Source organism: Paracoccus sp. NIOT.M2S5SZ12, from assembly GCF_057748165.1.
Genome location: NZ_JBYLFR010000010.1, coordinates 118,736 through 144,326 on the forward strand (window position 1 = coordinate 118,736; position 25,591 = coordinate 144,326).

The 25,591-nt window shown below is 67.3% G+C and carries 30 protein-coding genes; 7 read left to right on the top strand and 23 right to left on the bottom strand.

The genetic code is table 11. The annotated features are described in order from the left end of the window. Positions 1-30 precede the first annotated feature (30 nt). The 6 genes from AC2SGK_RS11145 (at position 31) to AC2SGK_RS11170 (ending at position 6,281) form a co-directional block, all read left to right on the top strand. A complete protein-coding gene (locus AC2SGK_RS11145) occupies positions 31-1,326 on the top strand; it encodes an EAL domain-containing protein (protein ID WP_488323607.1) in 1,296 nt (431 codons plus the stop codon). A 108-nt stretch (positions 1,327-1,434) separates the two neighbouring features. Then, positions 1,435-3,294: a membrane protein insertase YidC gene (yidC, locus tag AC2SGK_RS11150; RefSeq protein ID WP_488323608.1), complete on the top strand. Its 1,860-nt coding sequence runs from the start codon at positions 1,435-1,437 to the stop codon at positions 3,292-3,294. Beyond that, entirely contained in the window at positions 3,291-4,052 is a 762-nt protein-coding gene (locus AC2SGK_RS11155) for an MOSC domain-containing protein (protein WP_488323609.1), read from the top strand. Before yidC ends, AC2SGK_RS11155 begins: the two co-directional genes overlap by 4 nt. Then, on the top strand, positions 4,049-4,699 hold the full coding sequence (gene yihA / locus AC2SGK_RS11160) for a ribosome biogenesis GTP-binding protein YihA/YsxC (protein ID WP_411837533.1): 651 nt from the start codon (positions 4,049-4,051) through the stop codon (positions 4,697-4,699). Before AC2SGK_RS11155 ends, yihA begins: the two co-directional genes overlap by 4 nt. A 63-nt stretch (positions 4,700-4,762) precedes the next feature. Next, positions 4,763-5,662, top strand: a complete 900-nt coding sequence (gene argB, locus AC2SGK_RS11165; RefSeq protein ID WP_488323610.1) for an acetylglutamate kinase — start codon at positions 4,763-4,765, stop codon at positions 5,660-5,662. A 100-nt stretch (positions 5,663-5,762) separates the two neighbouring features. Then, entirely contained in the window at positions 5,763-6,281 is a 519-nt protein-coding gene (locus tag AC2SGK_RS11170) for a SixA phosphatase family protein (protein WP_488323611.1), read from the top strand. A 45-nt stretch (positions 6,282-6,326) separates the two neighbouring features. Here the strand turns inward: AC2SGK_RS11170 and AC2SGK_RS11175 are convergent, their stop codons facing one another. The 18 genes from AC2SGK_RS11175 to rplO all read right to left on the bottom strand — a co-directional run bounded on the left by AC2SGK_RS11175 (position 6,327) and on the right by rplO (position 22,089). After that, complete coding sequence (locus AC2SGK_RS11175; RefSeq protein WP_411837536.1) at positions 6,327-7,112, bottom strand: amino acid ABC transporter ATP-binding protein; 786 nt, start codon at positions 7,110-7,112, stop codon at positions 6,327-6,329. A gap of 12 nt (positions 7,113-7,124) precedes the next feature. After that, positions 7,125-8,579, bottom strand: coding sequence for an amino acid ABC transporter permease (locus AC2SGK_RS11180; protein ID WP_488323612.1), 1,455 nt, complete (start codon positions 8,577-8,579; stop codon positions 7,125-7,127). 1 nt (position 8,580) lies between these two features. Next, entirely contained in the window at positions 8,581-9,837 is a 1,257-nt protein-coding gene (locus tag AC2SGK_RS11185) for an amino acid ABC transporter permease (RefSeq protein WP_488323613.1), read from the bottom strand. Positions 9,838-9,950: 113 nt separating this feature from the next. Beyond that, positions 9,951-10,976 carry an amino acid ABC transporter substrate-binding protein gene (locus tag AC2SGK_RS11190; RefSeq protein WP_488323614.1) on the bottom strand — a complete coding sequence of 342 codons (1,026 nt, stop codon included), beginning with the start codon at positions 10,974-10,976 and terminating at the stop codon, positions 9,951-9,953. A 170-nt stretch (positions 10,977-11,146) separates the two neighbouring features. Beyond that, positions 11,147-11,860 carry an ATP12 family chaperone protein gene (locus AC2SGK_RS11195; protein WP_488323615.1) on the bottom strand — a complete coding sequence of 238 codons (714 nt, stop codon included), beginning with the start codon at positions 11,858-11,860 and terminating at the stop codon, positions 11,147-11,149. Continuing rightward, positions 11,857-12,513 carry an HAD-IA family hydrolase gene (locus tag AC2SGK_RS11200; RefSeq protein ID WP_488323616.1) on the bottom strand — a complete coding sequence of 219 codons (657 nt, stop codon included), beginning with the start codon at positions 12,511-12,513 and terminating at the stop codon, positions 11,857-11,859. Before AC2SGK_RS11200 ends, AC2SGK_RS11195 begins: the two co-directional genes overlap by 4 nt. After that, positions 12,510-13,562, bottom strand: a complete 1,053-nt coding sequence (locus tag AC2SGK_RS11205) for an RluA family pseudouridine synthase (RefSeq protein ID WP_488323617.1) — start codon at positions 13,560-13,562, stop codon at positions 12,510-12,512. The genes AC2SGK_RS11200 and AC2SGK_RS11205 overlap by 4 nt, the downstream gene beginning before the upstream one ends. Then, positions 13,559-13,918 (bottom strand): fluoride efflux transporter FluC, encoded by a 360-nt coding sequence (locus AC2SGK_RS11210; protein ID WP_488323618.1) that lies wholly within the window; start codon positions 13,916-13,918, stop codon positions 13,559-13,561. Before AC2SGK_RS11210 ends, AC2SGK_RS11205 begins: the two co-directional genes overlap by 4 nt. A gap of 32 nt (positions 13,919-13,950) precedes the next feature. Continuing rightward, entirely contained in the window at positions 13,951-15,282 is a 1,332-nt protein-coding gene (locus AC2SGK_RS11215; RefSeq protein WP_488323619.1) for a replication-associated recombination protein A, read from the bottom strand. 63 nt (positions 15,283-15,345) lie between these two features. Continuing rightward, the gene (locus tag AC2SGK_RS11220; RefSeq protein ID WP_488323620.1) at positions 15,346-15,936 is read right to left on the bottom strand and encodes an acyl-homoserine-lactone synthase; all 591 of its coding nucleotides are present in this window, start codon (positions 15,934-15,936) and stop codon (positions 15,346-15,348) included. A gap of 59 nt (positions 15,937-15,995) precedes the next feature. Continuing rightward, positions 15,996-16,607: a helix-turn-helix transcriptional regulator gene (locus AC2SGK_RS11225; RefSeq protein ID WP_488323621.1), complete on the bottom strand. Its 612-nt coding sequence runs from the start codon at positions 16,605-16,607 to the stop codon at positions 15,996-15,998. A gap of 290 nt (positions 16,608-16,897) precedes the next feature. Next, positions 16,898-17,317, bottom strand: coding sequence for a 50S ribosomal protein L17 (rplQ, locus tag AC2SGK_RS11230; RefSeq protein WP_488323622.1), 420 nt, complete (start codon positions 17,315-17,317; stop codon positions 16,898-16,900). Between the two features lie 108 nt (positions 17,318-17,425). After that, positions 17,426-18,442, bottom strand: coding sequence for a DNA-directed RNA polymerase subunit alpha (locus tag AC2SGK_RS11235; RefSeq protein ID WP_119885000.1), 1,017 nt, complete (start codon positions 18,440-18,442; stop codon positions 17,426-17,428). A 114-nt stretch (positions 18,443-18,556) separates the two neighbouring features. Next, on the bottom strand, positions 18,557-18,946 hold the full coding sequence (gene rpsK, locus AC2SGK_RS11240) for a 30S ribosomal protein S11 (protein ID WP_042247912.1): 390 nt from the start codon (positions 18,944-18,946) through the stop codon (positions 18,557-18,559). Positions 18,947-18,958: 12 nt separating this feature from the next. Beyond that, entirely contained in the window at positions 18,959-19,327 is a 369-nt protein-coding gene (rpsM, locus tag AC2SGK_RS11245; RefSeq protein ID WP_411837550.1) for a 30S ribosomal protein S13, read from the bottom strand. Positions 19,328-19,482: 155 nt separating this feature from the next. Then, positions 19,483-20,064: an adenylate kinase gene (locus AC2SGK_RS11250; RefSeq protein ID WP_488323623.1), complete on the bottom strand. Its 582-nt coding sequence runs from the start codon at positions 20,062-20,064 to the stop codon at positions 19,483-19,485. Positions 20,065-20,129: 65 nt separating this feature from the next. After that, complete coding sequence (gene secY, locus AC2SGK_RS11255) at positions 20,130-21,500, bottom strand: preprotein translocase subunit SecY (RefSeq protein WP_488323624.1); 1,371 nt, start codon at positions 21,498-21,500, stop codon at positions 20,130-20,132. 109 nt (positions 21,501-21,609) lie between these two features. Continuing rightward, positions 21,610-22,089 (bottom strand): 50S ribosomal protein L15, encoded by a 480-nt coding sequence (rplO, locus tag AC2SGK_RS11260; RefSeq protein WP_488323625.1) that lies wholly within the window; start codon positions 22,087-22,089, stop codon positions 21,610-21,612. A 262-nt stretch (positions 22,090-22,351) separates the two neighbouring features. On the opposite strand from rplO, the gene AC2SGK_RS11265 reads away from it, so the two are divergent. Further along, positions 22,352-22,966, top strand: a complete 615-nt coding sequence (locus tag AC2SGK_RS11265; RefSeq protein WP_488323626.1) for a hypothetical protein — start codon at positions 22,352-22,354, stop codon at positions 22,964-22,966. On the opposite strand, the gene AC2SGK_RS11270 is transcribed toward AC2SGK_RS11265, so the two are convergent. From AC2SGK_RS11270 to rplF, 5 genes are all read right to left on the bottom strand, one after another. Next, a complete protein-coding gene (locus AC2SGK_RS11270; protein ID WP_488323627.1) occupies positions 22,963-23,661 on the bottom strand; it encodes a hypothetical protein in 699 nt (232 codons plus the stop codon). The genes AC2SGK_RS11265 and AC2SGK_RS11270 overlap by 4 nt on opposite strands. Positions 23,662-23,801: 140 nt before the next feature. Then, entirely contained in the window at positions 23,802-23,990 is a 189-nt protein-coding gene (gene rpmD / locus AC2SGK_RS11275; protein WP_411839521.1) for a 50S ribosomal protein L30, read from the bottom strand. A gap of 6 nt (positions 23,991-23,996) precedes the next feature. Beyond that, on the bottom strand, positions 23,997-24,563 hold the full coding sequence (rpsE, locus tag AC2SGK_RS11280; RefSeq protein ID WP_488323628.1) for a 30S ribosomal protein S5: 567 nt from the start codon (positions 24,561-24,563) through the stop codon (positions 23,997-23,999). Positions 24,564-24,677: 114 nt separating this feature from the next. Further along, positions 24,678-25,037 (bottom strand): 50S ribosomal protein L18, encoded by a 360-nt coding sequence (gene rplR / locus AC2SGK_RS11285; RefSeq protein WP_411837557.1) that lies wholly within the window; start codon positions 25,035-25,037, stop codon positions 24,678-24,680. Positions 25,038-25,049: 12 nt separating this feature from the next. Beyond that, on the bottom strand, positions 25,050-25,583 hold the full coding sequence (rplF, locus tag AC2SGK_RS11290; RefSeq protein ID WP_488323629.1) for a 50S ribosomal protein L6: 534 nt from the start codon (positions 25,581-25,583) through the stop codon (positions 25,050-25,052). Between the last annotated feature and the right edge of the window lie 8 nt (positions 25,584-25,591).

The window sequence follows — 25,591 nt, forward strand, 5'->3', positions numbered from 1 at the left end:
TGATACCGGTGATTCCGTGAAAGGTCCGGTATGTCTAAGAATGTGCGTCATTGGCTCTCGCCGCTCCGCAGCCTGGTGCGCCGTGCCACCGGCAGCCCGGAACGGTCGCGAAGCCTGCTGCTGCTGCGGCTGGAGAACACCGAGACCCTCGGCGCGATCCTGGACAAGGCGGCCATGGGGCATCTGCTGGTGCAGCTCTCCATGAGCCTTGGCGGCGCGGTGCGTCCCTATGATCCGGTGCAGGTTCTTGCACCGGGCCTGTTTGCCTTCGTGCTGCGCGACCGTACGGATCGCGACGCCCTGCAGGTCGCACGCCGCCTGCACCGACAGGGACAGGCGACCCTGCCGCTGGCCGGACGTCACGTCACCCCGGTAATGACCGGCGTGCTGATCCATGCCGAGGCGCCCGACCTGCCCTCGACCCAGGCCCTGATCGACCATGCCCGCCAGCGCATGGCGATGGTCGGGGATGCGGCCCTGGGCCAGCTCCGCCTCTATCCGCATGACCCGTCGCTCAGCGCGCCCGGCCTGACCGCCACCGTCGGCGATGCGGTGCTGGCGGGGCAGATGGTCGCGTGGTTTCAGCCGCAGGTCAGCTGCCATTCCGGCGAGGTCACCGGCTTCGAGGCGCTGGCGCGCTGGAACCATCCGACGCGCGGCCTGCTGGCGCCCGGCGCGTTCCTTCCGCAGATGACCCCCGCCGATCACAACGCGCTGACCCTGCTGATCCTGTCGCAGGCGATGGATGCGCTGAAGGCCTGGGATCGCGCCGGGTTCGAGGTTCCGACGGTGTCGATCAACGTGTCGAACTGCGAGCTGTCCGACCGCGGTTTCGCGGACTGCCTGCTGTGGGAGATGGATCGCCACGAGGTCCCCGCGCACCGTCTGGTCGTCGAGGTCCTCGAGAGCGTCGGCCCCGTTTCCAGCAGCGGAGAGACCCGCGACAACCTGCGCAAGCTGGCCGCGGCGGGCTGCCAGATCGACCTGGACGACTTCGGCACCGGCTATGCCAGCCTGGACGCGATCCGGCAGTTCGGCATCAACCGCATCAAGATCGATCGCAGCTTCGTCACCGCCTGCGACATCGACGACGCCCAGCAGCGGATGATCCTGGCCATCCTGGCGCTAGCCGAACGGCTTGGCATCTCGGCCCTGGCCGAGGGCGTCGAGACACGCGAGGAATACGCCTTCCTGGCGCAGATGGGCTGCGACGAGGTTCAGGGCTATGCCATCGCCCGGCCGATGCCGCTGTCGGACAGCCTGGAGTTCCTGGCCCGCCACGCCCAGGCCGCCGCACGCCTTCCGACCATTGCGCGCAGGGGCTGATCCCGCCGATCACCCTTGTATTCCTGCACCGCACGGCAAATCCGCTTGACCTTTGGGGGTGCGTTCTGTTGAACCCCCCCTTGACTGACGCATGACGGTGGTGACGGAATGGAAGACAACAACCGCAATTTGATCCTGGCGACGGTGCTGTCGTTCCTGGTGATCCTCGTCTGGTACACGGTCTTCGCCCCGGAACCCGTCTCGGACCAGCCGTCGGGACAGCCGCTGGCGGAGCAGAGCATCGGCGACCAGCCGCTGGCTACGCCCACCCAGACCGCAGCGGCAGCACCCGCCGACTTGGAGAACGCCCCCGCCACGGCCGAACCCGCCGGGCGCGTGGCCATCCAGTCGCCGGCCGTCTCGGGCTCGATCTCGCTGGCGGGCGGGCGCATCGACGACCTGCTGCTGACCCGCTATCAGGAGACGATCGACGAGGGCTCGCCCGACGTGCGCCTGCTGACGCCCTCCTCGGCCACCGCCGACGACCGGGTCAGCGTCGACAGCGCCCAGTACAAGCCCTATTACGCCGTCTATGGCTGGACCCCCGGTCCGGGCGTGTCGGCCGACCTGGTGCCGAACCCGGCCACCGTCTGGACGCTGGAATCCGGCGAGACGCTGGCCCCCGGTCAGCCGGTCACGCTGGCCTGGGACAACGGCGCGGGCCAGATCTTCCGCCGCACCTTCGCCCTGGACGAGAACTATCTCTTCACCATCGGGCAGAGCGTCGAGAACAACGGCGACGCCGCCTTTTCGGCCGCGCCCTACGGCATCATCGCGCGCCATGGCCGCCCCGACACGCAGAACAACTTCATTCTGCACGAGGGCGTGGTCGGCATGGTCGACGGCACCCTGGTCGAGATGGATTACGGCGACCTGGCCGAGTTGGAGCCGGTCGAGCGCGAGGGCCGCGCCGAGGTCTTCGAGGTGACCGGCAATGGCTGGATCGGCTTCACCGACAAGTACTGGATGACCTCGCTGGCGCCCGCGCCGGGCCAGGCCTTCACCGCGGTCGTGAAATATGCCGACGGCGCCGACATCTATCAGACCGAAGCCCGCTTCCCGATGCAGACCGTCCAGCCCGGCACCACGCTGAGCGCGGACAGCTATCTCTTCGCCGGCGCCAAGGTCTGGGAGGTCATCCGCAGCTACGAGGAGGCCCCCGGCATCCAGCGTTTCGTCGATTCGATCGACTGGGGCTGGTTCTACTTCCTGACCAAGCCGATCTTCCAGCTGCTGCACTGGCTGCACGGCATCATCGGCAACATGGGCTGGGCGATCATCGCGCTGACCTTCGTGCTCAAGACGCTGGTCTTCCCGCTGGCCCGCAAATCCTACATCTCGATGGCGAAGATGAAGGAGCTGCAGCCGCAGATGGAGGAGATCAAGAACCGCACCGGCGACGACCGCATGAAGTTCCAGAAGGAGGTCATGGAGCTCTACAAGCGGGAGAAGGTGAACCCCGCCGCGGGCTGCCTGCCGATCCTGCTGCAGATCCCGATCTTCTTCTCGCTCTACAAGGTGATCTTCGTCACCATCGAACTGCGCCACGCCCCGTGGTTCGGCTGGATCCAGGATCTCTCGGCCCCCGATCCGTCCAGCCTGCTGAACCTGTTCGGCCTGCTGCCCTTCGCGGCACCGGTCCAGGGGACGCTGCTGCACTCGCTGTCGCTTCCCGCGCTGGCCATCCTCTTGGGCATCAGCATGTGGATGCAGCAGAAGCTGAATCCGGCCCCCACCGACCCGGCCCAGAAGATGATCTTTGCCTGGATGCCGTGGATCTTCATGTTCATGCTGGGCGGCTTCGCCTCGGGTCTGGTGCTCTACTGGATCACCAACAACGTGATCACGATCCTGCAGCAGTACACGATCATGTCGATGCACGGGCACCGGCCGGACCTGTTCGGCAACATCAAGTCCTCCATGCCCAAGCGCAAGGGCGCGGGCGACAAGCCGGGCATCGGAAAGTGACGGCGCATCTGGCCCTGATCCGCCGCCATCCGATCAAGTCGGTGGGCGGTGAGGGGCTGGACGCCGTCACGCTCGAACCCGGGCGCCGCCTGCCCGGTGATCGCGAATGGGCGATCCTGACCGAGGCGGGCGAGCGTCACGCCCTGGCCAGCCAGACCGACGGCGAGCCCGACCGCTGGCTGCCCAAATCCTGCTTCCTGCGCGGCGTCGCCAGCCTCGACCTGCAGGCCATCACCGGCGGCTGGCGCGACGGCCTGCTGCATCTGCGCCATCCGCGCCGCCCCGACCTGGCGCTGGACCCCGAGCGGGAGGGCGACCGGCTGATCGACTGGCTGCGCCCGCTCTGGCCGGCGGAGGCCCCTGCCCCCACCCGGCTGGTGCGCGGCGCGGGCGTCTGGACGGATCAGCGCGCGCCCCTGATCTCGGTCCTGTCGCTGTCCAGCCTCGACGATCTGGCCGCAGGCTGCGGCATCGCGCCGGGCACGGATCGCTGGCGCGGCAATCTGTGGATCGCGGGCTGGGAGCCTTGGGCCGAGCGCGCGATGATCGGGCGCGAACTGCGCATCGGGGCGGCCGTGCTGCGCGTCACCGACCATATCGGCCGCTGCGACGCCACCGGCGCCGACACGGCCACCGGCCGGCGCGACATCGACATGGTGCGCATGCTGGAGAGCCTTTATGGCCATACCGACTTCGGCATCTTCGCCGAGGTCGTCACCGGCGGTCCGATCCGCCTTCAGGATCAGGTCCACGCATGAAAGTCGCCTTTCCCATCGCCCCCGAACCCGAAGCCGCCAAGGCGGAGGAGGCCCGCCTGCTGTTCGCGGGACCGGTCGATTTCGTCAAGGGCGTCGTCCACATGGACGGCCTGCCCCCGGCCGACCGCCCCGAGGTCTGCTTTGCAGGCCGCTCGAATGTCGGGAAATCCAGCCTGATCAACGCGCTGACCGGCCGCAAGGGCATCGCGCGCGCCTCGAACACGCCGGGCCGCACGCAGGAGATCAACTATTTCGCCCTGGGTGAGCGGGCCTATCTGGTCGACCTGCCGGGATACGGCTTCGCCAAGGCCCCCGTCGCGGTGGTCGCGAAGTGGCAGGCGCTGCTGAAATCCTACCTGGCCGGGCGGCAGACGCTGCGCCGCGCCTTCTGCCTGATCGATTCGCGCCATGGCGTGAAGGATGTCGATCACGAGATCATGACCCTGCTGGACCGCTCGGCCGTGCCGTTCCAGGTGGTGATGACCAAGACCGACAAGCTGGGCCCCAACGCGCTGAAACCCGTGCTGGAACAGGTGCAGGAGGCGCTGCAGAAGCATCCCGCCGCCTATCCCGAACTGGTCGTGACCAGCTCGGAGAAGGGCCACGGCATCGCCACGCTGCGCGCGATCATCGCCGGGCTGGACTGATCGCGCCGGGCGTCCTAGGGTCCGCCCCGTCAGATCGGGGCCCCTAGGATGAGAGCACAGAACATGAACCGTGACTGGATCGCCACCGCGCGCACGCTGTCCGAGGCGCTGCCCTATCTGCAGCGCTATTCGGGGGCGGTCGTCGTGGTCAAGTTCGGCGGCAACGCCATGGGCGACGACGACGCCATGGCCGAATTCGCCCGCGACATCGTGCTGATGAAGCAGGTCGGCATGAACCCGGTCGTCTGCCACGGCGGCGGACCGATGATCAACGAACTGCTGGGCAGGCTGGGCATCGAGAGCCGCTTCGTGCGCGGCAAGCGGGTGACCACCAAGGAGACCGTGGAGGTGGTCGAGATGGTGCTTTCGGGCCTGGTCAACAAGCGCATCGTGCAGGCCATCAACGATGCCGGCGGTCGCGCGGTGGGCATCTCGGGCAAGGACGACGACATGATGGTCTGCGAGGCGGACGATCCCGAGTTGGGCTTCGTTGGCCGTCCGGTCGAGATGAACGTCCAGATCATCCGCGACCTCTACACCGCCGGGATGATCCCGGTCATCGCCCCCGTCGCCACGGGCATGGAGGACAACGAGACCTTCAACGTGAACGGCGACACCGCGGCCGGTGCCATCGCGGGCGCGCTGAAGGCGGATCGTCTGCTGCTTCTGACCGATGTGTCGGGGGTTAAGGACGCCTCGGGCCAGGTCGTCACGCAGCTCCATCCCGACCAGGTCCGTGCGATGATCGCCGACGGACAGATCGCCGGCGGCATGATCCCCAAGACCGAGACTGCACTGAAGGCGCTGGACGAGGGCGTGCGCGCCGTCGTCATCCTGGACGGGCGCGTGCCCAATGCCTGCCTGCTGGAGCTGTTCACCGAACATGGCGCAGGCTCGCTGATCCGCACGACCCAGCCCCGCGTGACGCCGCGCGGCCTGCGTCAGGTCGACAGCCCGCTGTGACCGGCGAAAGCGGTCGGGGGGGTGCGCGATCCGCTTGCCCCCCTGCCAAGGGCTGTGGCAGGCTGCCGAAACTGACGGCATGGCAAAAGGCAGCAATTTCATGACCCCGACCGGACACCGACGCCTGATCCTGACCCGCCATGCGAAATCGGCCTGGGACGATCCCACGCTGGACGACCATGACCGGCCCCTGAACGACCGTGGGCGCCGCTCGGCGCGCGCGCTTGGCGACTGGATGGCCAGCCGCGGCTATGAGCCCGAAGAGGTGATCTGTTCCTCGGCGGCGCGCACGCAGGAGACCTGGGCCGTCATCGCGGGCGCCCCGCTGGAGGTGCGGCCGCTGTTCCGCACCGAGCCGGGCCTCTATCAGGCCGGTGCCGACAAGATGCTGGCCATCCTGAAAAGCGCGACCATGCCAACGGTGATGATGATCGGCCATAATCCGGGCATCAGCGAACTGGCGGCGATGCTGCCCGCGCGCGCGCCGATGGACGCGGATTTCCGCCGCTATCCGACCGCCGCGACGCTGGTCGTGGACTTTCAGGTCGACAGCTGGGCCGAGATCCGTCCGGGCCAAGGCAGCGTGATGGATTTCGTCCGGCTGGACGGCCGGGCCTGAGCCTGCGATGCGCAGGGCGGGACCGTCTCGGCCTGCGCGATGCCTTCAATGCCCCAGGATCTGGCTGAGGAACAGCTTGGTGCGTTCCGACTTGGGATTGTTGAAGAACTCCTTGGGGGTGTTCTGCTCGACGATCTGGCCCTGATCCATGAAGATCACGCGGTTCGCCACGGCCTGGGCAAAGCCCATCTCGTGGGTCACGCAGATCATCGTCATCCCCTCCTCGGCCAGCTCGATCATGGTATCGAGGACCTCCTTGATCATCTCGGGGTCCAGCGCGCTGGTCGGCTCGTCGAAGAGCATGATCTTGGGCTGCATGCAGAGCGAGCGGGCGATCGCCACGCGCTGCTGCTGGCCGCCCGACAGCTGGCCCGGATACTTGCCGGCCTGCTCGGGGATCTTGACCTTCTCCAAGAAGCGCATCGCGGTGGCCTCGGCCTGCTTCCGGGGCACCTTGCGCACCCAGATCGGCGCCAGCGTGCAGTTCTCCAGCACGGTCAGGTGCGGGAACAGGTTGAAGTGCTGGAACACCATCCCGACCTCGGAGCGGACCTTGTCGATGTTCTTGATGTCGCTGGTCAGTTCGACCCCGTCCACGACGATATGGCCCGACTGATGCTCCTCAAGGCGGTTGATGCAGCGGATCAGCGTCGACTTTCCCGACCCCGAGGGGCCGGCGATGACGATGCGCTCTCCGCGATGCACGGTCAGGTCGATGTCGCGCAGGACGTGGAACGAGCCGTACCACTTGTTCATGTTGCGGATGTCGATCGCGACCTCGTCGCTCACGCGCATCTGGCTGCGGTCGATCTGGCGTTCGATGGTTTCCATGGCGGGAGGTCCTTACCTGTGGTCGCGCTGCAGGCGGCGTTCCAGATACATCGAGTATCGCGACATGCCGAAGCAGATGAGAAAGAAGATGGCGCCAACGAAGATGAACGGCTCCCAGTAGATGCCCTTCCATTCGACATTGGCGCGCACGGCGTCCGACATCGACTTTAGCGGGTCGTAGAGGCCCACGAAGGTCACCAGCGTGGTGTCCTTGAACATGCCGATGAAGGTCGAGACGATGCCCGGGATCGAGATCTTCAGCGCCTGCGGCAGCACGATCAGCCGCCGGGCCTTCCAGTAGTCCAGGCCCAGGGCGTCGGCGGCCTCGTACTGGCCCTTGGGCAGGGCCGCCAGGCCGCCGCGGATCACCTCCGCCATGTAGGCGGCGGCAAAGATCGTCACCATGATGATGACCCGCAGGATGATGTCGAAATTCGTGCCCGGCGGCAGGAAGTAGTTCAGCAGCAGCGACGCCACGAATAGCAGCGTGATCAGCGGCACGCCGCGGATGAACTCGATGAACACGACCGACAGCGACTTGATCAGGAACATGTCGGACTGCCGCGCCAGCGCCAGCACGATGCCCAGGGGCAGCGACAGGGCGATGCCCGCCACGCCGATGGTCATCGACAGCAGGAAGCCGCCGAACCGGTCCGACCGCACCGCCTCGATCGACAGCGGCAGAAGCGCCTCGGCGTCGCGGGCCGCGTCGCCGGTCAGGAACAGCCAGAAGAGGACCGTGACCAGGATCGCCGCGACCGTCGCCAGCAGCGGCGAGACGCGAGCCAGCACGCGCCACGCGATCCAGCCCAGGACCGGCCCCGCCAGCACGAAGATCGGCCCCCAGAGCGACCCACCCCAGAGCAGCCAGACCCCCAGCAGCGGAAAGAGGATCGAGAAGGGCAGAAGCAGCGCGATGTTGCGTTCCGACAGGATCAGCCCCGCCGCCAGCACCACGACCGCGAAGGCCAGCCAGCCCGCGGGCGCGCCCAAGGCCACCATCGCGGCCAGCGTGACCAGCGCGGTGATGCCCAGCACGACCCGCCGGATGGTCAGCGAGGCCGAGAACAGCACCGGCATCAGCGCGACCATCAGCAGGCCGAAGGTCATCGTCGGACGCCAGTAGAGATGCTGCGGGTAGAAGCCGAACAGGTACTGGTTCCAGCGCTCGCGGATCACTGCGAAGCAGGCGCCGCGCGCATCGGGGCCCCAGGTGGCGCTGATGATCTCGCGGCATTCGCTCAGGCTGGAGGCGTTCCAGACCGAATGGGCGAACCAGTCGCCGAAGGTCGCGACCAGGAACCAGACGATGGCCAGACCCAGCAGGGTCAGCACCGTGTTCACCGGTCCCGAGAACAGGTTGTCGCGCAGCCAGCGCACCGCGCCCGATTCGCGCGTGGGGGGCGCCGCGGCCGGCAGCATGGTGTCGCGGACGAAGGCGACGGTCTGGGCGTGGGTGTCGCTCATCTCACCGCTCCTTCAGTTTGACGCGGGCGTTGAAGACGTTCATGCCCGCCGAGATGATCAGGCTGAGCGCCAGATAGGTCAGCATCATCAGCACGATCGCCTCCAGCTCGCGGCCGGTCTGGTTCAGCGTCGTGCCGCCCAGGGTGCCGCGCAGGTCCATGTAGCCGACCGCGATCGCCAACGAGCTGTTCTTGGTCAGGTTCAGGTATTGCGAGATCAGCGGCGGGATGATGACCCGCAGCGCCTGCGGCAGGATCACCAGGCTCATGGTGCGGTTCGGGCGCAGGCCCAGGGCGAAGGCCGCCTCCGACTGGCCGCGGCTGACGGCCAGGATGCCGGCGCGCACGATCTCGGCGATGAAGGCCGCAGTGTAGAGCGTCAGCGCCAGCCACAGCGCCACCAGCGAGTTCGAGACGTTCAGCCCGCCCGTGAAGTTGAAGCCCTGCAGCGCCGGCGCCTCCAGATGCAGGCCGAAATAGGCGATCAGGGCCAGCGACGGCACGGTCATCACCGCCAGGGTCATCCACCAGGTGGTGGGACGGCTGCCGGTGCGGTCCTGCACGCCCTGCGCCCAGGCCCGGATGGCGCGGCGCACGAACCACCCGCCGACCAGCGCGACGACGAAGGCGATGGTCGCCCAGTTGATGGTGACCCGCGCGCCCAGGTCCAGGCTGCCCGGATCGTTGGTCATCGCCAGCGTCGGCAGCGCGGTATAGCGGTTGGTCAGCGCCACGTGGTCGAACAGGATCATGCTGGCCGTGGGCGTGTCGCCGCGGAATGCGTTGGGCGGCGGCATGATCTCGGTGAAGATCGCATAGACGATCAGGATCCACAGCAGCAGCGGCATGTTGCGGAAGATCTCGACGAAGACGGTCATCAGGCGCGCGAACAGCCAGTTCTTCGACAGGCGCGCGACGCCGACGATGACGCCCAGCACGGTCGCCGCGATGCAGCCCAGCACGGCCACGATCAGCGTGTTCAGAAGCCCGACGACCGAGGCGCGCAGATGCGTGTCGTCGGCGGTGTAGGGGATCGGCGTCTGCGGGATGTCATAGCCCGCGCGCTGGAACAGGAAGCCGAAATCGAAGCTCTTGCCCATCAGGGCCAGGTTCTGGATCGTGTTCCCGATCAGCCACCATGCGGCGGCCATGACCAGGATGAACACGACCACCTGGAAGGTCAGGGACCGATACCGCCGGTCGTTGACCAGCATGCTCAGCCGGAACGGCGGCGCCGCCGATGCCCGGACATCCGTCATGTGCTATTCCCCTGTCGCCCGCGTCCGGCTTGGCGCCGTGCTGTCATGCGGGTGTTTCGTTGTATCCCGGAGGGCCGGACCCTTGCAGGCCCGACCCCGGTATCATCGGTCGATCAGCGGAACGGCGGCGCGTAGAGCAAGCCGCCTTGCGTCCACTGCGCGTTCAGGCCGCGGGCCAGACCGATCGGGGTCTGTTCGCCGATATTGGCGGCGAAGATCTCGCCGTAGTTGCCGCCGGCCAGGATCGCCCGGCGCGCCCATTCGGCGTCCAGGCCCATCATCGCGCCCAGCTCGTCGGTGGTGCCCAGAAGGCGCTGGACCTCGGGATTCTCGGAGGAACGGACCAGCTCCTCGATGTTGCGCGAGGTGACGCCGTATTCCTCGGCCGCGATCAGCGCGTTCAGGGTCCAGCGCGCGATGTCGCCCCAGTTGTTGTCGCCATGGCGCACGGCCGGCCCGAGCGGTTCCTTGGAGATGATCTCGGGCAGGATGATGTGGTTTTCCGGGTCCGCGAAAGCCGCGCGGGTCGCCGCCAGGCCCGAGGCGTCAGTGGTATAGGCGTCGCAGGCGCCGGCCATGTACTGCTGCTCGCCCTCGGCATTGCTGTCGATGTTGACGGGCGTGTAGGCCAGATTGTTGGCGCGGAAATAGTCGGCCAGGTTCAGCTCGGTCGTGGTGCCGGTCTGGATGCAGACGGTCGCGCCGTCCAGTTCCTTGGCCGAGGTCACGCCCAGGTCCTTACGGACCATGAAGCCCTGGCCGTCGTAGTAGTTGACGCCCACGAAATCCAGCGCCAGGTCGGTGTCGCGCGAATAGGTCCAGGTCGAGTTCCGGGCCAGCACGTCGACCTCGCCCGAGGACAGCGCGGTGAAGCGCGTCTGGCCGGTCGTCGGCACGAAGCGCACCTTGTTCGGATCGCCCAGAACGGCGGCTGCCAGCGCGCGGCAATAGGCCACGTCGAAGCCGGTCCAGTTGCCGCTTGCATCGGGTGCCGCAAAGCCGACCAGGCCGGTGTTCACGCCGCAGTTCAGCTCGTCACGTTCCTTGACCTGGGCCAGGGTCGAGCCCTCCTGCGCCATGCCGGCGCCGGCCAGCAGGGTTGCCGCAGCCACTGTCCCCAGGAATACCGATTTTTTCATTGCTACCTCTGTGTTGGAGCGCGCAGCCGGGACCGGGGTCCCGGCCGACGCGTTGCGGACCCTTCGCGGGGTCCTTGTCGGCATAGCACGGCCAAATGCCGTCCTATTAGGCGGTATTGTGCCGATACAAGTTACCGCGTCAAGAACTTGGCGCGCCGCGCCAAGCGCTTTCAACCCCGGCGGGACAGCAGCCAGAGGCGCTCTGCCTGTTCCATCGCCAGAAGGCGCGCCGCGGCGGCCTCCTGCGCCTCCTCGTCCGATCCCCACTGCTCGGCCTGGAAATCCTCGTCGATGCGCGACAGGGCATGGGCCTCGGCGGCGGTCAGACGGCCTTGGGTCACCGCGAGGCCGATCACCACAGAGCCGGGAATCGTCACAAGATCATGCAGCGCGGTCAGCCCCCACGGGTCCAGCGCCGCGACGCGGTCGTGCAGCCGGCGCAGCGACTGCGCCTCCTGCGGGACGGGAATCACCCCCTGCGTGACCCGCAGCGGCGCGCCCAGGACCTGCGCCGACCAGTCGATCAGCGGGTCCCAGGCCTCGGCCTGACGGCGAATCAGCGCCTCCGGTTCGGTTGCCCGATAGGACAGCAGATCGGTGCCGCCATATTCGGCAAGCATCGCCGCAACCGCTTCGAACTGCGGAACGACCTTCTCGACCGTGGAATTGACCGCGCGGGTCAGCGGCATGGTCAGCGGCTGGATCAGCTCGCCCTGGGCACGCCACTCCTCGGCCACGGCCTCGGCCAGGGGCTGGGTCGGCAGGGTCAGCGCCTTCTTGCCCGGCGTGCGCAGCACCCGGTCGTCCAGCGTGATCTCGACCCCGCCCTCCGTGGGACGGGTCGCGACGGTGGTCCAGAACCGGCGTGCCTTCCATTCGCTCATGCGGCCCACTCCTCGATGGCTGACGTCAATGCGGAAAAATCGTCCAGGATGCGCGCCGCGCCTGCCTCCGCCAGCGCGGTGGCGGGGTGATAGCCCCAGCTGACGCCGAAACCGGGCAGGCCCGCCGCCCGGGCCATCAGCATGTCGAAGCTGGTATCGCCGACCATCACCGCGCGCACGGCCGGCACGCCGGTCTCGGCCAGGGCGGCATGGATCATCGCCGGATGCGGCTTGGAGGGATGCCCGTCCGCGGTCTGCAGGCTCAGGAACCGCCCCCGAAGGCCATGCGCCTCGATCATCGCGTCGAGGCCCCGCCTGGACTTGCCCGTGGCGATGGCCAGGGTCACGTCATCCCGCCCGGCCAGCCGGTCTAGGCAGCCCATCGCCCCGTCATAGAGGGGCGCATGCCCGTCCAGCCGCGCGCGCATGAAGCTGTCCTTGTAGACGGCGACGATGCGCGACTGCGTCGCCGCATCGGCCTCCGGCGCCAGTTCGGCCACCGCGACCGGCAGCGACAGGCCCACGATGGACAGGACCCGCGCCCGCGGCAGGGGCGCCAACCCCGCGGCCAGGAAGGCCTGCCCCATGGCATGGGCGATGTGGTCCTGGCTGTCGATCAGCGTGCCGTCGACATCGAAGACGACCAGCCTCATGCGTCATCCGCGAAGGGATCGTCCGGCACGTCGTTCTCGTGCCAGCCGACCGATTTCCAGGTGCGAGCCATGTGCTCGGGCAGCGGCGCGGTGACGGTCAGGCGCTTCTTGGTGATCGGATGGTCGAAGCTGATGGACCGCGCGTGCAGATGCAGCTTCTTGCTGATCTCCCCGCCCAGCTGCGCGCCCCAGCCATCGCCCAGATTCTCCTGCCCCGAACCGCCATACTTGCCGTCGCCCACGATCGGATGGCCCAGTTCGGCCATATGGGCGCGCAGCTGATGGGTCCGGCCCGTGATCGGCACCAGCGCGCACCAGCTGGCCCGCGTGGCCAGCGCGTCCAGCACGGCGTAATCGGTCGTGGCGCGCTTGGCGCCCTCGGTCGTGTCGATGTCGCGGGGGTGGACGGCGATCATCTTCTCGTTGTCGCCGCGACCGCCGCCGCCCTTGACCAGGCCATAGCGGATCGTGCCCATGCGCGGATGCGGCACGCCCGCCACCGCCGCCCAGTAGATCTTGCGCGTGGTCTTGTCGCGGAAGGCCTCGGACAGCGCCCGCGCCACCCGGTCGGTCCGCGCCAGCAACAGGACGCCCGACGTGTCCTTGTCCAGACGGTGCACCAGCTTGGGCCGCTCCTTGTAGCCGAACAGCAGCGCCGTGGTCAGCCCGTCCACATGGCGGCCGCCCAGCCCGCTGCCGCCCTGGCTGGGCAGGCCCGGCGGCTTGTTCAGGGCGATGATGTGCTCATCCTTCCACAGGACGGCGGCCTGGATCATCTGCGCATCGCTGTCGGCCACGCGCGGCCCCAGGGGGCGCTCGGGGCGGGCCGGCGCGTCACCCGGTTCGGGCAGCGGCGGCACGCGGACCTGCTGGCCCGGCGCGAGGCGGGTGGCGGCCTTGACGCGGCCGCCGTCGACCCGCAGCTCTCCCTTGCGGCACATCTTCTCGATGGCCACCTGCGACAGATGCGGAAAGCGTTTCTTCAGCCAGCGGTCCAGACGCATCTCCGCGTCGTCGTCGCCGACCATGATCGTCTGCACGCCACTCATGCCCAAATCCCTCGTCCCAAGGCCAGCCCGGCCGTCACGGCCGCCAGCGACAGCAGGACCGACAGCCCCACATAGGTCAGCGCCATGACGCCCTGACCCCGTTCCCACAACGTCAGCACATCCAGCGAGAAGGCCGAAAACGTCGTGAATCCCCCCAGCACACCGGTCAGCAGGAACGGCGCCGAGGCATTGCCCAGCCTGTGCACCAGCAGCGCGGCCAGCAGGCCCATCGCGAAGCTGCCCGCCACGTTGACCAAGAGCGTCGCCGACCATGCCAGCGGCATGACGCGATAGATGGCATAGCGGCAGGTCGCGCCGAGGGCCCCGCCAATGGCGACTTGCAGAAAGGGGTTCATGCGCGCGTCTGTGTGGCCCCGCGCGCGCAAAGTCAACCGCCGCGCTTCAGGCGCTGGCTGACGAACCAGTCCAGGCGCCGCTTCAGCTCGCGTTCAAAGCCGCGTTCGACGGGCGTGTAGAGGACCGGGCGCTTCAGCCCGTCGGGGAAATAGTTCTGGCCGCTGAACCCGTCCTCGGCATCGTGGTCATAGGCATAGCCCGCGCCGTAGCCCTGCTCCTTCATCATCTTGGTGGGCGCGTTCAGGATATGGGCGGGGGGCATCAGGCTGCCGGTGCGCCGCGCCTCCGCCCGCGCGCCCTTGTAGGCGACATAGCCCGCGTTCGATTTCGGCGCGAGCGCGAGATAGATCACCGCCTGCCCCAGGGCCAGTTCCCCCTCCGGGCTGCCAAGCCGCTCATAGAGCGCCCAGGCATCCAGGCAGTGCCGGGCCGCGGCGGGGTCGGCCAGGCCGATATCCTCGATCGCCATGCGGGTGATGCGGCGCGCCAGATAGCGCGGGTCCTCCCCCCCCTCCAGCATGCGCGCGAACCAGTAGAGGGCCGCATCCGGGTCGCTGCCCCGCACCGACTTGTGCAGGGCCGAGATCAGGTTGAAATGCTCCTCGCCCGACTTGTCGTATTTCGGGGCGCGCTTGTTCAGGCGCTTTGCCAGGGCGTCGGGATCGACCTTGCCCTCGACCTTCCAGGCGGCGACCTGCTCGATCAGGTTCAGGGCGGCGCGCCCGTCGCCATCGGCCATCTCCAGCAGCACGTCGCGGGCTTGGGCGGTCAGCGGCAGCTTGCGGTCCAGCTCCCGCTCCGCCCGCTGCGCCAGCAGCTCCAGATCCGCGAGGCTCAGCCGCTCCAGCACGACGACCTGGGCGCGCGACATCACGGCGGCATTGAGCTCGAAGGACGGGTTCTCGGTGGTGGCCCCCACCAGCAGGATCGTGCCGTCCTCCATATGTGGCAGGAAGCTGTCCTGCTGCGCCTTGTTGAAGCGGTGGATCTCGTCCACGAACAGCAGCGTGCCGCGCCCTTGGCTCCGGCGCAGGCGCGCGGCCTCGAACACCTTGCGCAGGTCCGGAACCCCGGTGAAGATCGCGCTGATCTGCACGAAGGCCAGATCGGTCTCATGGGCCAGCAGGCGCGCGATGGTGGTCTTGCCCACGCCGGGCGGTCCCCAGAGGATCAGCGAGGACAGGCTGCCCGCGGCCAGCATGCTGCCAAGCGGCCCGTCGGGGCCGAGGACCCCGGCCTGACCGATGACCTCGGACAGGCGCGCAGGCCGGATGCGGTCGGCCAGAGGGCGCTGGCCGCCGGTGCCTTGGGCGGGACCGGGTGCAGGATCGTCCCGCGATGCGTCGTCGAACAGGTCAGCCATGGTCCGGCCACTCTAGGCCGCGGCCGAGGGCGAATACAGCCCCGTTCTGGGGCTGTCGCGCGATCAGTGCATCTTGGCGGTCAGGTCGATCGCCACGCATTGGAAATGCCCGTCGTCGATGAACATCTCCCGGCCCATGGCCACGGCGCTGAGACCGCAGCGCCCGTACCAGCGCGGCCAGTTCGCCCCGGTCAGCGCGATCAGCCTGGTCGCGCCCATGTCGCGGGCCGAGCCGGTCATCGCCTCGACCATCTTGAAGTGGACCTTGCGGCGGTACATCTGCGGGATCGAATGGCTGACGAAGACCCGCGAGCATTCCCAGACATGCGGGTCGATCGGCGCGGGTTCGTACAGCAGGTCCTGGGGGATGCTGCCGCCCAGGATGCCCTCCTGCGCGTCGCGGATCATGTAGGAATAGATGCCGCAGCGCGCCGTGGTGGGCGTCAGGCGGATGCCCGCCAGGACCTCGGTCCGGTCGTGGATCGCGATCCAGCGGCTCTGCGGGGTGTCGTACTGGTCGAACTCCATGTCCTCGGATTCGGGCAGGTCCCAGTTCTTCTGGATGATGAAGCTCTGCTTGCGGGCGCGGAAAAGGTTGGCGAACAATTCACCGTGATTGTGAAGATTGGAAAAGGACAGGGTGGTCGTCTGCATCTGAAAACTCCTGGGGTGTGAGGGCACCCTTCTCCGCCTCGCGGACCCCTGGGCGACATCTACAGCAAACGGTATTCCTTGGCCCTCTGCAGCGCCTCGGCGGTCGTCCGCGCCTTCAGGCGTTCCCGGACAGAGATCAACCTTGCCTTGAACGCGCTTTCGGTGATGCCAAGCTTGGCAGCCGCTGCTGCATGACGATCGCCCTCCGCAATGCAACGAAGGGCTTCTTTCTGGGCCTTTGTGAGGCTTGCCGGCGGTTCGGTCATGTCATGAAGCCGGCGCACGGTCGACGAGATCTCCTCGATCTCGACCTCCGTGAACTCGCGGTCAGCGCGCGCGAAGGACGCGATGGTGCGCGAGGCGATCGGACCGTGCGAGACGGTCAGACCGAAGATCAGCCCGTGATCCGCAGCATCCTTTAGGATGTTGAACGGATCGGGAATGGGCAATGCGGACCAGCGGCAGGCCCCGGTGGTCGAGAAGCCCCGCGCGATCGTGGGATCGCGCAGCGCATAGCCGTTCTGGGAGTAGAATTCCGACCATTCCTCCGCATAGGTCTGGAACTGCATCAACGGTGCAGCAAATCGGATGTGCAGGCCGACGAAATAGCCGGACAGGGCTATCTTGCCCAGCTTTCTGAGCCCCGCATTTATGTCTGCACGAGATGACATGGCTTTTTGAACAGGTTGAATGGTTTCGGGTCAACGATGATCCCAGCATTGACCCCACAAAGTTTCGATTTGGTTAACGCGACCAAATCCCGGCTGAAATACATTGCCCTCTCCCTAAGCCGGCCGAAAATCCGGCACAGCCTGCACGGAGGATACAGCCTGCGGAACTCTCGCGGAAGACGAAGAATGGCGGCTTCCCCTACGTCAGCCCTGCCGGACGCGGCCAGCAAAAAGCCCCGCCGCGACGAACGCGACGGGGCTTCTGCGGCCTTGCGACCTTTGCGCGGGGATCAATCCTCGGCGGCGAACTCGGCTTCCAGGCGCGCGCGGTCGGCAGCACCCTTGGCGCTGGTGTCGCGGTCGACCAACTCGATGATCGCCATCGGCGCCATGTCGCCATAGCGGAAGCCCGCCTTCATGATGCGGACATAGCCGCCCTGACGGTCCTTGTAGCGCTCACCCAGCACGTCGAACAGCTTGGCGACATGCATGTCCTGCTTCAGCGCGGCGGCGGCCTGACGGCGGGCGTGCAGATCGCCGCGCTTGGCCAGCGTGATCAGCTTCTCGACGATCGGACGCAGCTCCTTGGCCTTGGGCAGGGTCGTCTTGATCTGCTCGTGCTCGATCAGCGAGCCGGACATGTTGGCAAACAGCGCCTTGCGGTGTTCGTGGGTGCGGTTGAGGCGGCGATAGCCACGGGCGTGACGCATGATGATCTCCTATGACGTCTTTTGCTTTGTCCGGCGGCCCATGCGTGCGGGCCGCTCTCCTTGGGGCGGATGCCCGGTGGTCAGCGGGGGTCGCCCCCCGCCGATCTCTCAGAACTGGTCGTCGAAACGCTTGGCCAGGTCCTCGATGTTCTCCGGCGGCCAGTCGACCACGTCCATGCCCAGATGCAGGCCCATGCCCGACAGCACTTCCTTGATCTCGTTCAGGGACTTGCGGCCGAAGTTCGGAGTCCGCAGCATTTCGGCTTCGGTCTTCTGGATCAGATCGCCGATATAGACGATGTTGTCGTTCTTCAGGCAGTTGGCCGAACGGACCGACAGCTCCAGCTCGTCGACCTTCTTCAGCAGGCGCGGGTCGAACTCCAGCCCGTCGTCGCTGTCCTGGCGGGTCGCCGATTCCGGCTCGTCGAAGTTCACGAACACCGACAGCTGGTCCTGAACGATGCGCGCGGCATAGGCCACGGCGTCCTCGGGGGTCAGCGATCCGTCCGTCTCGATCTTCATGGTCAGCTTGTCATAGTCCAGCACCTGGCCCTCGCGGGTCGGCTGGACCTCATAGCTGACGCGCTTGACCGGCGAGAAGATCGCGTCGATCGGGATCAGGCCGATGGGCGCATCCTCGGGGCGGTTCTTGTCGGCGGCGACATAGCCCTTGCCCGTCTGCACGGTCAGTTCCATGTTCAGCTCGGCGCCGTCATCCAGGTGGCAGATGACGTGGTCGCGGTTCAGGACGGTGATTCCGGCCGTCTCCTGGATGTCGCTGGCCTTGACCTCGCCCGGACCCTTGGCGGACAGGGTCAGGCGCTTGGGGCCCTCGACGTCCATCTTCAGGGTGACGCCCTTCAGATTCAGCACGATGTCGGTCACGTCCTCGCGGACGCCCGCCACGCTGCTGAACTCGTGCAGGACGTTGTCGATCTGCACGGCCGTGATGGCGCCGCCCTGCAGCGACGACATCAGCACGCGGCGCAGCGCGTTGCCAAGCGTCAGGCCGAAGCCCCGCTCCAGCGGCTCCGCGACCAGGGTCGCGGTGCGGGTCGCGTCGGCGCCCGGCTTGACGACCAGCTGGGTCGGCTTGATCAGTTCGGCCCAATTCTTGTGGATCATGGATTTTCCTCCATACCTGTCCCCGACCCATGTCCAAGGCCGGAAACGCCCGAGGTGAAATGCGAAAGTCCGGCCCATGCGCGGACGCACGGGCCGGTCAATGATGATCCAGGATCAGACGCGACGGCGCTTGGGCGGGCGGCAGCCGTTATGCGCGATCGGCGTCACGTCACGGATGGCCGTGATGTTGAAGCCGGCAGCGGCCAGCGCGCGCAGGGCCGATTCGCGGCCCGAACCGGGGCCCTGGACTTCGACGTCCAGCGTGCGGACGCCGTGTTCCTGCGCCTTGCGGCCGGCATCTTCGGCGGCCATCTGGGCGGCGTAGGGGGTCGATTTGCGCGAACCCTTGAAGCCCATCGTGCCGGCCGAGGACCAGGCGATGGCGTTACCCTGGACGTCCGAGATCAGGATCTTGGTGTTGTTGAAGCTGGAGTTCACATGCGCAACGCCGGTGGCGATGTTCTTGCGTTCCTTGCGCTTCATGCGGGTCTTGTCACGTGCCATGTCGCTTGCCCCTTATTTCTTCTTGCCGGCGATCGGCTTGGCCGGGCCCTTGCGGGTGCGCGCATTGGTATGCGTGCGCTGACCGCGGACCGGGAGGCCGCGACGGTGACGAAGACCACGGTACGAGCCCAAGTCCATCATGCGCTTGATGTTCATCTGGACTTCGCGGCGCAGGTCGCCCTCGACGGTCAGGTTGGCATCGATGTATTCGCGGATGGCCAGCACTTCGGCGTCCGACAGGTCGTTGATGCGACGGGTGCGGTCGATGCCGACGGCTTCGCAGATCTGTTCGGCATAGAGGTCGCCGATACCATGGATGTAGGTCAGAGCGATGGGGACGCGTTTCCCCGTCGGAATGTTGACGCCAGCAATACGAGCCACGCGTTTTCCTTTTCAGTTGCGGTTCCGTAACGCCGGAACCTTTTTTCACAACGCAAGGCCCGAAAGCCATGCCTTCGGGCCAAATCGATGGTCCACCCGCGAGCCGGGTGATTCTCTTGCGAGATGACGTGCAGTAGCGGCAGAACGCCGCGTCGTCAAGCCGGCAGGGCCGCGGCGATCTGGGCGGCCACCTGATCCATGGGCGCCATGCCGTCGACGCTCTGCAGCTCGCCCTTGGCATAGTAGTAGCCCAGCAGCGGCGCCGTCTTCTTGTAGTATTCGCGCAGCCGGTCGGCAAAGACCTCGGGCGTGTCGTCGCGGCGCACCGGCTGACCGGCGGCGGCGCTTTCCTCGGCGCGCTTGACGATGCGGCCGACCAGGGCCTCGTCATCGACGCGCAGCTCGATCACGGCGTCCAGGCGGGTGCCCATCTCGGACAGCAACCGGCCCAAGGCGTCGGCCTGCGCCAGCGTGCGGGGGAAGCCGTCGAAGATGAAGCCCTTGCCGCCCTTGTCCAGCTGCTCGCGGATCAGACCGATGACGATCTCGTCCGTGACCAGCTCTCCGCGATCCATGACCTCGGCGACGCGGCGCCCCATCTCGGTTCCAGACGACCGCGCCGCGCGCAGCATGTCGCCGGTGGAGAGCTGCACCAGACCCCGTTCGTCCACCAGGCGCTTGGCCTGGGTCCCCTTGCCCGCACCCGGCGGTCCCAGCAGGATGATGTTGATGGTCATGGCGTCTGTCCCCCTCAGCTTGGCCTTGTGCCGGCCTTGTCGTGTCGTCGGTTGGTCGCGCCGCCTCAGCGGCGCGACGGCAGGCGGCGCGGCTTGGCCGTGCCCGGCTTGCGCTTGCCGCGCAGCTGGGACTTCTCGATCAGGCCTTCGTACTGGTGGGCCAGCAGATGGCTCTGGACCTGGTTGGTCGTGTCCATGGTGACCGAGACCACGATCAGCACCGAGGTGCCGCCCAGATAGACCGGGATCGAGAACTGGTCGCGCAGGATCTCGGGCATCAGGCAGACCAGCGCCAGATAGGCCGAACCGATGACCAGCAGGCGGTTCACGACATAGTCGAGATAGTCCTGCGTCCGCTTGCCCGGACGGATGCCCGGAATGAAGCCGCCCTGGTTCTTCAGGTTCTCGGCCACGTCATCGGTCTTGAACGACACGTTCTGCGTGTAGAAATAGGTGAAGAACACGATCATCGCCGCGAAGAACAGCAGATAGAGCGGCTGTCCGGGGCCGAAATACGCGAGGATCACCGACATGATCGGGCCGGTCTCGTTGCCCGAGAAGGTCGAGATGGTCACCGGCAGCAGCAGCAGCGAGCTGGCGAAGATCGCCGGGATCACGCCCGCGGGGTTGACCTTCACCGGCAGGTGGCTGGTCTGGCCGTCATAGACCTTCATGCCGACCTGGCGCCGGGGATACTGGATGCGGATCTTGCGCAGCGCGCGCTCCATGAACACCACGAAGGCAATGATCGCCACCAGCATCACGATCACGAACAGGATGATCGGGGTCGAGATGGCGCCCGTGCGGCCCTGCTGGAAGAAGTTGGCCAGCGCGGCCGGGATTTCCGCCAGGATGCCCACGAAGATGATCAGGCTGATGCCGTTGCCGATGCCGCGCGCGGTGATCTGCTCGCCCAGCCACATCAGGAACATGGTGCCGCCGACCAGGGTGATTACCACCGAGGCCTGGAAGAACAGGCCGGGATCATGCGCCAGACCGCCCGCCTCAAGGCTGCGCGCCAGGCCGTAGGCCTGGAACAGCGCCAGCGCGACGGTGCCGTAGCGCGTGTACTGGTTGATCTTCTTGCGGCCCTGCTCGCCTTCCTTCTTCAGCTGTTCCAGCGAGGGGACCATGGAGGTCAGCAGCTGCACGATGATCGAGGCCGAGATGTAGGGCATGATGCCCAGGGCGAAGACGCCCATCCGGCCAAGCGCGCCGCCGGTGAACATCGACAGCATGCCGCCGATGCCGCTGGACGCCTGGTCCATGAAGTTGCGCAGCGCCGCGCCGTCGATGCCGGGAACCGGGATGTAGGTGCCGATGCGGTACATGATCAGCACGCCGATCGTGAACCAGATCCGCTGGCGAAGTTCCGTGGCCTTGCCGAGCTGCCCCCAGGAGAGGTTCGCGGCCATCTGTTCTGCGGCTGACGCCATGTGAGTCCGTCCCGTGTCATGACAGCGCCGCCGACCCGTTTTCGCGGGGACCGGCGGCGCCTGAAAACCTAGATGCTATCTATGGGGCGCGAAAGCCCCCATCAACAGCTTATTCGGCCGCCGCGTCGCGGGCTGCCGGCAGGTTGACCTTGCCGCCGGCCTTCTCGACCGCCTCGACCGCGGCCTTCGATGCGCCGGTGACGGTGATGGTCAGGCCGCCCTTCAGCTCGCCCTTCGCCAGCAGGCGGATGCCGTCCAGCTTGCGGCGCACGAGGCCGCTGGCGACCAGCGCGTCCTCGGTCAGCTCGGCCTTGCCGTCGATCTTGCCCGCGTCGATGAAGCCCTGGATCTGGCCCAGGTTCACGACCGCAAAGCTCTTGGCGTTCGGCGCGGTGAAGCCGCGCTTGGGCAGGCGGCGGTACAGCGGCATCTGGCCGCCCTCATATCCGCCCAGAGCCACGCCCGAACGCGACTTCTGACCCTTGATGCCGCGACCGGCGGTCTTGCCCTTGCCCGAACCGGGGCCGCGCGCGACGCGCTTCTTGGAGCGGTTGGCGCCGTCGTTGTCGCGGATCTCATGCAGTTTCATGTCGCTTCTCCTTGCCGGACGCACCCTCGAAGCGAAGCAGGGGGCCACGGCTTTTCTTGCTTGTTGAATCACTGTGCCCATCGGCACCGGGGTGTCATACGCGCATCGCCCGCGTCTTTCAAGCGATCCGGCCACAGCGTTGCGCGCAATCGCCGATCACACCGTCTTGTGTCTTGAAGGCCGCGCCGCCCTGGCCCAGGCACGGGTGGATCCCGCGACCTCGATCGGAGCGACCATGCCCCGCCCTGCCCTGCCCGGCCTCATGGCCCTCGCCCTCATGCTGACCCTGCCTGCCCTGCCCGCCCCCGCCGCGGCACAGGAGGCGGAACCGACCTTCTGCACCGCGCGCATCAACGGGCGCGACGTGGTCATGGGCTACGACAAGGCCGAGGCGCGGCTGTCGGACACCTATTCGCGTCGCGAGCAGTTGGCCACGCGCATCGGGCGGCACGACTGCCCCAGCTATGTCGTCCTGCGCAGCCTGACGCCCGAACTGACCGACGAGGAGCGCCTGCCCTTCTGTCTGCGCTTCGACAAGTCCAGCGAATCGGTGCTGGGCTATGACCTAGGGCCGCGCGATGCTTGGGGCCAGTGCCGCCGCCAGACCAACGCCGTCTGCCAGCGCGTGAACCAGACCACGGCCGCCGCACGCGCCATCACCGGCGCCGCCGCGCGCCGGTCTGTGCAGGGCATGCAGGCGCTGCCCGACGGGTCGGGCGCGGTCATTATCAGCGGCACGGGCAGCGCGATCTCGGGCGCCCTGGCCTCGCTCGGCGGGGCGGCGGCGGCCGTGGCGGCCTCGCCGGTGCTGCTGACCGGGGCGGCGGTCTCGGTCGTGGCGGTGGGCGGCACGGTCTATGCCTGCAGCGGCGACTAGAACTCGATCCAGCTGCCCAGCCTGACCGCCGTCTCGCCCGGACCGGTCAGCGGCTGCACGACGCCCAGCTGCAGCCGCAGCGGCCCCGGCACATCCGCGACCACGGAGGGCGCGTATTTGGCGGAAAAGTCCAGGTCCGGCCGGTCCTCCAACCGCAGGTCCTGGATCAGCGTCAGACCCCAGGGCAGGCCCAGGCCCAGGGTCGCGTCGGTCTTCCAGACGAAATCCGGCGTCAGGAGGGCGGCCTGCGCCTCGCTGGCGGGCAGCGCGGGATCGACGGGCTTGCCCGCCAGCCGCAGCTGCGTCTGCACGGTCATCCAGCCTCCGTTCGGACGATCGAGGCCGCGCCCCCAGGACAGCGCCAGCTGCGCCAGGGGCAGCCATTGCCCGTCCCGCCGGATGGCCCCCGCGCCGGTCGCGAGGCTCAGCCGGTGCACGCCCTGCCCGTCGTCCAGGCTGCGCTGAATCCAGACGAGGGCGCTGGTCTGCACGCCGCCGCTATGCCCGATCTCGGCCCCCAGGGTCACCCGGTCCCCCAGGCCATACTCGGCATAGAGCCCGTCATAGCGGTTGCCGTCCCCGTCCCGCTCGGTCGAGAGGGCGACGAAGGTGTCGCCGGCATCGCGCGCCCATGCGCCGGCCTCCGCCGCGGCGGGCAGCAGGGCGAACAGCAGGGCCAGTCTGGAAAGGGTCATGGCAGGGTCCTTCGGCTGCGGGTCAGCCTAGGACAGGCAGGGCGCACAACCCAGAGGGGTGCCGCGCAATTCGCGCGCGCCGTGCCGGTGGCGCAACAGGGCGCCGGACAGCGAAAGGGGCGCCGAAGCGCCCCGTTTCCTCAGTTCTTCTCTTCGATGATGGTCACGAGATGCGGGATCTTGTTGACCATGCCGCGCACGGAGGGGGTGTCCTCCAGTTCGCGCGTGCGGTTCATCTTGTTCAGGCCCAGGCCCTTCAGCGTGGCCAGCTGGTCCTTGGGGCGGCGGATCGGGCTGCCGATCTGCTTGACGACGATGGTTCCCATGATGGCTCCTTACGCTTCGACGGCGGCTTCAGCCGGCTTGTTGTCCTGCGGCAGGATGTCGGCCACCTTCTTGCCGCGACGGGTCGCGACCGAGCGGGGGCTCGACTCTTTCTTCAGGCCGTCCAGGGTGGCGCGGATCATGTTGTAGGGGTTCTGCGACCCCTGCGACTTGGCCACGACGTCCTGCACGCCCAGCATCTCGAACACGGCGCGCATCGGGCCGCCCGCGATGATGCCGGTACCCGGAACGGCGGTGCGCATGATGACCTTGCCGGCACCGTGACGACCTTCGATGTCGTGGTGCAGGGTGCGGCCGTCACGCAGCGGCACGCGGATCAGGCTGCGCTTGGCCTGTTCGGTGGCCTTGCGGATGGCCTCGGGGACCTCCTTGGCCTTGCCCTTGCCGAAGCCGACGCGGCCGCGCTGGTCGCCCACGACGACCAGAGCCGCGAAGCCGAAGCGCTTGCCGCCCTTGACGGTCTTCGAGACGCGGTTGATCGCGACCAGACGATCCTGGAATTCCGGGTTCTCTTCGCGGTCCTGGCGACCGCCCCGACGATTGTCACGTTCTGCCATGAGGCATTCCTTGCATATCTGGCGCGCGTCGCGCCGTTGTCACGATCCTGGTGGGCCGCCCAGAGGACGGTCCCCGGATCATCGGGGCGGCACCCGCAGGTGCCGGCCGCATCATCAGAACTTCAGGCCACCTTCACGGGCGGCGTCGGCCAGAGCCTTCACCTTGCCGTGGAAGATAAAGCCGCCGCGGTCGAAGACCACTTCCTCGATGCCGGCGGCCTTGGCGCGCTCGGCGATCGCGGCGCCGATCTTGGCGGCGGCCTCGACGTTGTTCTTGCCGACCAGACCGAAGTCCTTCTCCAGCGTGCTGGCCGAGGCCAAGGTCACGCCCTTCAGGTCGTCGATGACCTGAACGAAGATGTTCTTCGACGACCGGTGGATCGACATGCGGGGACGTCCGTTCGACATCGCCCGCAGCTTGTTCCGCACGCGCAGGCGGCGCTTCTGGAACAGCTCTTGCTTTTTCAGTGCCATTTCATGCGCCCCTTACTTCTTCTTGCCTTCCTTGCGGAAGACGAACTCGCCCTTGTAGCGGATGCCCTTGCCCTTGTAGGGCTCGGGCTTGCGCCACTCGCGGATGTTCGCGGCAACCTGACCAACCAGCTGCTGGTCGATGCCCTCCACAACGATTTCGGTCTGCTTCGGCGCGGTGATCGTGACGCCCTGCGGCACCTCGAAGTTCACGTCGTGCGAATAGCCCAGAGCCAGCTTCAGGACATTGCCCTGCATGGTGGCGCGGTAACCCACGCCCTGGATCTCCAGCTCCTTCTTGAAGCCCGTCGACACGCCGGTCGCCAGGTTCTCGACCATGGAGCGGGTCATGCCCCACTGCTGGCGGGCGCGCTTGGAGGTTCCCCGCGGCTTGACCGCGACGGAGTCCTCTTCCAGCACCAGATCCACGTCGTCGGTGGCCGTGAAGCTGCGGGTGCCCTTCGGCCCCTTCACCTCGATGGTCTGGCCCTTGATCTCGGCCGTCACGCCCTTGGGCAGTTCGACCGGCTTCTTACCAATACGAGACATTCTGCCCT